This window comes from Paracoccus sp. UBA889 (assembly GCA_002294185.1).
Lineage (GTDB): Bacteria > Pseudomonadota > Alphaproteobacteria > Rhodobacterales > Rhodobacteraceae > Paracoccus.
The window spans coordinates 25308-30993 of the sequence record DBFD01000028.1 but is presented as its reverse complement, the minus strand read 5'-3'; the positions used below and the strand labels follow the sequence as shown (position 1 = coordinate 30993).

Sequence of the window (5686 nt, the reverse complement as noted above, 5' to 3'; positions counted from 1 at the left end):
TCGATGAAGACGATGCAGGGCGCGCTTTTCTTGGCCTGTTCGAACATGTCTCGCACGCGGGAGGCGCCGACGCCCACGAACATCTCGACAAAATCCGAACCAGAGATTGTGAAGAACGGCACGCCGGCCTCGCCCGCGATGGCGCGCGCCAGAAGCGTCTTGCCGGTGCCCGGAGGGCCGACAAGCAGCGCGCCTTTCGGGATTTTGCCGCCAAGGCGGCTGAATTTCTGCGGGTTGCGCAGGAATTCGACAATCTCTTCCAGTTCCTCCTTGGCCTCGTCGATGCCTGCCACGTCGTCAAAGGTCACGCGGCCATGTTTTTCGGTCAGAAGCTTGGCGCGCGATTTGCCGAAACCCATCGCGCCGCCTTTGCCACCCCCCTGCATCCGGTTCATGAAGAAGATCCAGACCCCGATCAGCAGGATGAAGGGCAGCCAGACGCCCAGCATCGACATGATGCCCGATTGCTGCTGCTTGACGACCTTCACATTGACGTTCTTGGCGATCAGCTTGTCGGCGATTTCCTCGCCCTGCGGACGCACGGTCGAATATTGCTGGCCGTCGGTGCCGGTGATCACCACGTCCTCGCCATCGATGGTGACGGCGCTGACCTGATCCTTGTCCACCCGCTCGATGAAATCGGAATAGCTGATCTGGCGGCTGTTCATCGTCGACGCCCCGTCGCTGAACAGATTGAACAGCGCAAGGATCATCAGGAACAGGACGACCCAGAAGGCCAGATTGCGTGCGTTGCCCAAGAGGGGTCCTCCGACGGAAATCGATTTTCACTGAAAATAGGGATTATCGGCCGAGGTTCAATGCGCCATGACCAGGGTGCGGAAATCCGCCGCGCCCCGGACCGGGCGGAGACGGAGGGGCGGCGCCGCGCGCAGCAGCGGCGCGGCGATCAGCGCATCGCCCTGACGGACCGCCGGGCTGGCGGCGGCACCATCCCGAGACAGGCCCGACATGCGCCATTTTACCGCCGCCAGTGCATCCATGCCAAGCGCCTCGACGCGCTGGCCGGGGCGCAGCCCCTCGACGTGCCAGCGGCGGTCCCAGATGCCGTCTTCGGTCAGGGGCCTGGCGCGCCGGGCGGCGGCGGGTTCGCGGCCGATCCGCAGATCGTCGCCCGAGGGGTCCAGCAGCGCGCCATCCAGCGTGACCCGGCTGCCATTCGCGACCGCCGCCAGCGCATGCATGGCGGTGGCGCGGCGTGGCGGATAATCGGCCCCCGTCACCCAGCGGCAGGAGGCGACCAGAAGGCGGCGCCGGATCTCGGACGGCGCATCCCCCAGAACGCGGCGCGACAGGATGATGCGGCCATTCGCGATATCGGCGTCCCGTGCGGCCAGAGCCGCGTAATGGGACAAGGCATCGCGGGCCTCGCCGATATGGGCGGCGGCGCGGGCGAGGGCAGGGACGTCCAGCCCCGTCGCCTCTATCGCCTTGCGGATGCGGATGCGTTCGAAATCCTCGTTCTCGTTGCCGGGATCGTCGGCCCATGCAATGCCGCGTCCACGCAGCCAGTCGCGCAGTTCGGCCCGTCCGCAGCCCAGCATCGGGCGCAGCCAGCGCATTCCGAAAGCGTCGCGCCATTCGGTCATCGCCGCCAGTCCGTCGATCCCCGATCCGCGGGCCAGCCTCATCATCAATGTCTCGGCCTGATCGTCGGCGGTATGGCCAAGCGCCACCGCCGAAAGATCGTTTCGGCCCGCCCAGCCGGCCAGCAGCCGCAATCGCGCGTCGCGGGCGCGGGCCATCAGGTTGCCCGCCTCGGTCTCGCGCCGCCAAAGAAGCGTGGCGTGTTTCAAGCCCAGAAGACGGGCGCCACGGGCGACCTGCCGGGCCTCTTCGGCGCTTTCGGCGCGCAGCCCGTGATCGACGGTGGCGACCATGATCGTGCGGCCGCGCGCCCATTCGGCCGCGACATGCATCAGCGCGACCGAATCGCCGCCGCCCGACACCGCCAGCCCGATGGCGGGCATGTCGCCCGCCAGTCGGTCCAGCGTGGCGCGGATGCGGGCGGCTGGATCGGCCGCGGCCGATGTCACGGCGCGGGACTCATTGTTGCTGCTCGATCATGTCGGCCATTGCCTCGGGATCGATCTCGACGCTCAGGCCCGGATCGCCGCCGCCCAGATCGTTGGCGCCGCAGGCCAGCCTGGACATGCGGGTTTCTGCCTCGACCGCGGGCGGGGTGCCTGGAAAGCGGGCCGGAATCTCGGCCAGATAAAGACAGGCGGCGGTCGGATCGTCGTTGGCCACGACACGCGCGATGCCCAGCAGGCTTTCGGCCGCCCGCGGGCTTTCGGGATCGGCGGCGAAGCCTTCCAGCCAGGCGGCGGCCGCGCCATGCTCATCGCCCGCGCTGTCCAGCGCCGCGCCACGAAGGAACAGCGCCTCGGCGGTCAACGGCCCGCCGGCATGTTTTTCGGCCACTGCGCCGAACATCTGGGCCGCGCGGGCGAAATCGCCGCTGTTCATGACCTGCCGGGCGGCATCGAAATCGGCCTGCTCGGCCGCCGTGGCGGGCTTGCCCGCCGCGCCTGCGCCGCGATCGGCGGGCGCGGCCGGTGCCAGCGCCGAGGGCGTGCCGGTGCCGCCCTCGCCCTGCGCGTCGGGCGTCATCAGCGCGGACAGATCGCAGGTCTCGTCCATCTCGCAAAGGCGGAATTCCAGATCGTCCATGCGCCGCTTCGATTCGGCCAGCACCCCGTTGATCCGGTTCTGCACCTGTTCGGTCCTGTCGGTCAGCCGCGCCAGGCGCGTTTCCATCGCGTTCATGCGGTCGATGGCCGAATCGCCCCCTGCGGCCCGAAACCCAGCCGCGCCCGACGCGACAAGCTGGGCGCGAAGCGACTGCAGCTCGGCGCGCACCTGGGACAGTTCGGCGCGCAGATCGGCCAGGGTCGGGTCCTGATCCGCCCGGGCGGCAAGCGGCAGCGCCAACAGCACCGCCAGGCCGGCTGCGGCAAGGGTGCGGCGCATCACGAACCGGCCCCGCTGTCGCTGACCACGGTCACGGCGCGCCGGTTCTTGGCATAGCAGGCCTCGTCCGAACAGACCGCGAGCGGACGTTCCTTGCCGAAGCTGACGGTGCGGATGCGGCCGGCCTCGACGCCTTGCGCGATCAGGTATTCCTGAACTGCGCTGGCCCGGCGGGCGCCGAGCGCGAGGTTGTATTCACGGGTGCCGGTTTCTTCGGCATGACCCTGAACCACGGCCGAAAAGTTGGTGTTCCGGTTCAGCCACTGCGCCTGTCGCGACAGCGTGGCGCGCGCGTCCGAGGTCAAGGTCGTCTGTTCGGCCGGAAACAGAACCGTGTCGCCGACGCTGGTGCGGAAATAATCCGCCGTCGCCTCGGCGCCCAGCGTTCCACCCGAAAGCTGGCCCTGATACTGCGCGCCCGCCCCGTTATTGGCATAGGGATCATAGACCTGCTGCTGCGGTGTCGGCGCCGGCTGGGTGCAGGCACCAAGAAGCAGAAGGCAGGCGGCAGAGGCGGCTTTCATCCAGATATTCATCGCGGGCATCCTCCGGGCGGCGTCGGGCATGGATCATGGCATCAACGGACCCCAAGACGGGTCCGAGGCGGCAAAGTCAAGGTTCAGCGGTCGCATGTTGCGGCCCGTGATATCCACGGAATGCAGCCGGGGCTGGCCGTTTCCGCCCGGCGTCACCCGCGTGAACATCACGACGCGGCCATTGGGGGCCCAGGTCGGCCCCTCGTCAAGAAACGATTCGGTCAATTTCTTCTCTTCCGATCCATCGGTGCGCATGATCCCGATGAAAAACTTTTCACCCTCCTGGTGGGTGAAGGCGATCATGTCGCCCTTGGGCGACCAGGCGGGCGATCCATAGCGACCTTCGCCAAAGCTGATCCGCGTCGGCTCGCCGCCATCGATTCCCACGATATAGAGTTGGGGCGTCCCCGAGCGATCGGATTCGAAGACGATCCGCTTGCCATCGGGGCTGAAACTGGGCGAGGTTTCGATCGAAGGCGCTTCGGTCAGCGGTCTCTGGGCGCCGGTCGCCGCGTCCATCAGCCAGATATCGGTATTGCCGTTCCTTTCCAGCGAATAGGCGATCCAGCGGCCATCGGGGCTGAAGGTCGGTGCGAATGCCATGCTGTCGCCTCCCTGCGTCGCCGGACGCGACTGGACCGAGGCGACATCGAGGATGCGAAGCTGCGGAAATCCCGATTCGAAGCTGGTATAGACAATCTGACGACCGTCGGCGGAAAATTGCGGCGCCAGAACCAGCGAGGACGAATCGGTCATCCACAGCGGGTTCGCCCCGTCGTAATCCATCACCCCGATCCGCTTGATCCTTGCGTCCTTCGGCCCGGTTTCCTGGACGAAGGCCACGCGGCTGTCGAAATACGGGCTTTCACCGGTCAGCCGTGAATAGACCTGATCGGCGATCTTGTGGGCGGCACGTCGCCAATCGCCCGCGCGGGCGTCGAACTGCATTCCATCGCCCTGGGGCTGGCCCGCAAAGACATCGAACAGGCGGAACTTGACGCTGATATCCTCGCCCTGGCGGGTGACTTCGGCGCTGACCAGTGCCTGCGCGTTTACAGCCCGCCAGTCTTCGTAGGACACGGGCTCGGTGAAGCTGCCGCGCTTTGCGGTCTGCGCATCGGCGGGGATTTCGCGGAACAGGCCGGTGCCGGTCAGATCGTCGGCCACGACCTCGCGCACCTTCCGCGCCACCTCGTCATCGCCGAAGAAGGCCGGGATGGCGATCGACATCGGCTCGACCACGCCATCGGTGATCTCGATACGCAGGGGGCCGGCATCCTGCGCTGCGACCAGGGCGGGGGTCAGCGCGGCAAGCGCCAGCGAGGCGGTCAGGGTCAGGGTCAGGCGGCGGAACATGGCGTCCTTTCTACCGTTCATGGCGCGCGACGGAAAGCCGCGACGCGCATCATTCAAATCCGACACCGTCGGGGCGGAAGTCCACGACGACATCGCGCCAACGGCCATATTTTCCGGACGGCAGGGCAAAGCCTGCGCGTCCACACATCAGGATGGCCCGCCGGGCCACGTCAAAGGCCTGCCGGGCGGCGGTTTCCGAACCGCCCCGGTAATCCGCCATGCGCAGACTGGCGGGTTCGGGACGGCCATCGGGCGTCATCGAGAAGCCGACCGAGATCGTCATCCGCGATGCCTCGACCGACAGCGCACCCACGTTCCAGCAATCCTGGATCGCAAATTTCAGTCCGTCCTTCTCGGACAGCGACAGGGGCTCACCCATCGGCGGGTTGCCGGGCCCGCCCGCATCAGCACCCGGTTCCCGGGCGGGATCGGGCAGCGGCGTGGGCCTGATCGGTGTCGGCGCAAGCTGCAGGGGATCGGCGCTGGTCGCGTCCTGCCCGCCGCCCTCGGTGCCCTGCGACAGTGCCCCGGCCAGGGCCGCGGCAAGCGGATCCTGATCGGCCGAGGCGCCGCTGCCTCCATCGATCCGCTGGCGGTCGCCACCCGCCGTATCCCCGGTCGAGGCCGTCTCGGCCCCGCCGGCCCCGGTCTGGCCCGCTTCGCGCACTGCATCCTCCAGCGCCTTTCTGTCGGCCCGGGCCTGTTCGGCGGCCTCGGCTGCCGCTGCGGCGCGGCGTTCTTCCGCCTCGCGCTGCGCCTGTTCGCGCGCGGCCCGGGCCTCTGCCTGCCGCTCTTGCTCGGCC

5 protein-coding genes and 1 pseudogene are annotated in these 5686 nt (G+C 67.9%); all 6 read right to left on the bottom strand.

The features are described from left to right. Window positions 1–758 (bottom strand): ATP-dependent metallopeptidase FtsH/Yme1/Tma family protein (locus B4L36_RS05010; RefSeq protein WP_292953288.1); only part of this gene is annotated, 758 nt, incomplete at its 3' end. Window positions 759–815: 57 nt separating this feature from the next. Next, the gene (gene tilS / locus B4L36_RS05005) at window positions 816–2054 is read right to left on the bottom strand and encodes a tRNA lysidine(34) synthetase TilS (protein ID WP_292953285.1); all 1239 of its coding nucleotides are present in this window, start codon (window positions 2052–2054) and stop codon (window positions 816–818) included. A 10-nt stretch (window positions 2055–2064) separates the two neighbouring features. Beyond that, window positions 2065–2991, bottom strand: a complete 927-nt coding sequence (locus B4L36_RS05000; RefSeq protein ID WP_292953282.1) for a tol-pal system protein — start codon at window positions 2989–2991, stop codon at window positions 2065–2067. Then, window positions 2991–3527, bottom strand: a complete 537-nt coding sequence (gene pal, locus B4L36_RS04995; protein ID WP_292953279.1) for a peptidoglycan-associated lipoprotein Pal — start codon at window positions 3525–3527, stop codon at window positions 2991–2993. Before pal ends, B4L36_RS05000 begins: the two co-directional genes overlap by 1 nt. A gap of 33 nt (window positions 3528–3560) precedes the next feature. Beyond that, window positions 3561–4904, bottom strand: coding sequence for a Tol-Pal system beta propeller repeat protein TolB (tolB, locus tag B4L36_RS04990; RefSeq protein WP_414692137.1), 1344 nt, complete (start codon window positions 4902–4904; stop codon window positions 3561–3563). Between the two features lie 28 nt (window positions 4905–4932). Beyond that, window positions 4933–5686, bottom strand: a pseudogene (locus B4L36_RS04985) (protein TolA); the annotation flags it as partial.

What these genes read in the sequence shown, in the direction of transcription:
- B4L36_RS05000 (WP_292953282.1), bottom strand. Translation starts at nt 2,991, where the DNA reads ATGCGCCGCACCCTTGCCGCAGCCGGCCTGGCGGTGCTGTTGGCGCTG.
- pal (WP_292953279.1), bottom strand. Translation starts at nt 3,527, where the DNA reads ATGAATATCTGGATGAAAGCCGCCTCTGCCGCCTGCCTTCTGCTTCTT.
- tolB (WP_414692137.1), bottom strand. Translation starts at nt 4,904, where the DNA reads ATGAACGGTAGAAAGGACGCCATGTTCCGCCGCCTGACCCTGACCCTG.